Below are 1,781 nucleotides of genomic sequence, written 5' to 3'. Positions count from 1 at the left end.
AGAGCTTCCATCGCTTCCTTCGGCTCGACAAATCCGATGCCGACCTGCGACAACAGCTCCCCTTCTTTGGAATGCACGATCTCCTCGGCGTTCCAGTAGCCCCAGTTCATCACCTTCACGCGGCAAGACATCTCGCGCGCCATCTGATGGGCAAAAGCATCCATGAACGTGCAACCAGCCGCATAGTGGCTCTGGTTCGCATTTTTGATGAACGAGATGATCGAAGAGAAGAACAGGACAAAATCAAGCGGCTCGTCGCGGAACACCTGGGCCACGCGCAAAGAGACGTCCGCCTTCGCCGAGAATCCGGTGCGGAATTGCGCCTCCTCCATGCGATCCAGTCCTGCGTCCTGCAACACCATCGCCGAATGGATGATCCCGTCAATTCGGCCATACCGCTGCTTGATCTCGTAACGCGCCCGCTGGAGCGACGCGGCATCGGTCGCATCGGCGGCCACATAGTGCGGAGCCTTGCCATGCCGTCCGAGGGCTTCGAGCTTGGCTCGAATGGAGGCATCCGGTTGACGGCGACCGATCCAGACGACCTGCGCCTCGTAGCGGCGGATCATGTACTCGGTCCATGCTTCTCCGATCCGTCCGGCCCCACCGATCACCACATACACGCCGCCCTGTCGGTACAGCGTGCCGTCAGCCGGCGCCGCTTGGAGCAAGACGAGCTGTTGGCGGTGCCATTCGCCGCCTCGATAGACCCAAGAGCGACCACGGCGATCCGACGGGAGCTGCAGCAAGTCAACCAGCGGCCAGGCGCCCGCTTCGAGATCGACCAGGCGGATTTTCCAGCGCGGGTACTCCTTCGCCAGAGAGCCGACCAATCCGTGCAAGCTGGCGTGGGTCGGGTTGACCTGCTCCTGCGCGTGCAACGGTTGGGCCTGCGTCGTGAGTACCGTCCAGCCCAGCGGACGGGATTCGTATCCCGCTTGCAAAAGAGCTTTGACCGTGCGGAAGAGCAGCAGCACGCCTTCTTCCTGCTCGCGGACCAGCGCCTCGTTCGTCACCGAGGAGAGAGCGCGCTCCGGAGCGATCCAGAAAATGTGGTCGAAGCTGCCCAGGCGCTGCAGCTTGTCCCCGATCTCTGCGATGGAATCGCTCGGCTGCAGGTCGAGCGACTGCACGTTCGAAAGGTGCAAGCGCACGGAACGCTGCTGCTCCGAAGTGCCTCCGACCACCAGCACGCGATCGGCAGAAGCCGGGAAAGACGGTACGCGTTCCGGCGTGACGACATCCCATACCGGTGCCAAGGTCAATTTGCCGACCAGCGGGTCGTTCTTGCCCTCCTGCCCGGACGGCGTTTTCGCATCCAGCGCACGGTACGTGAAGCCTTTGATTCGAACCGAAACGCGGCCTGCCTCGTCGCACAGATCGATGTCGAGCTTTTCCACCGCGCCGCCTGCTTGGCTGCCTTCGCTGTGGCGGAGCACCGCCCACATCTCAGAGGCGCAGGCTTGGTAGACCTCCAGCTTTTGGAGCACGAACGGCAAAATCGGGTTCGGCGAGAGGTCTCCGCGCGCGCCGAGCAGGAAGCCGACCGTCGCCTGCAGCGCAGAATCCATCAGGCTCGGATGCAGAACATACCGGCTGGCGGATGCTGACAGCGTGGACGGCAGAGACAGTCGAGCCAGCACGAGACCTGCGCCGACGTAAAGCTCTTGAATGCCGCGATGACCTTCCCCGTACTCGATGCCCATCGACGAGAAGGCTTCATAGCAGGCTGACGAAGTCAGCACCTGCGAGGACGCTTGCTTCTGGAACGAGGCAAGATC

At 62.4% G+C, this 1,781-nt stretch carries 1 protein-coding gene; it reads right to left on the bottom strand.

Going from position 1 to position 1,781, the window contains the following annotated elements; translation table 11 throughout:
- Nucleotides 1-1,781 (bottom strand): SDR family oxidoreductase (locus L696_RS28325; protein WP_155985332.1); only part of this gene is annotated, 1,781 nt, incomplete at both ends.

Source organism: Paenibacillus maysiensis, from assembly GCF_000520815.1.
Classification (GTDB): Bacteria; Bacillota; Bacilli; order Paenibacillales; family Paenibacillaceae; genus Paenibacillus; species Paenibacillus maysiensis.
Note: the sequence above shows the minus strand (reverse complement) of the source record. Positions and strands in the feature narration are given on the sequence as shown.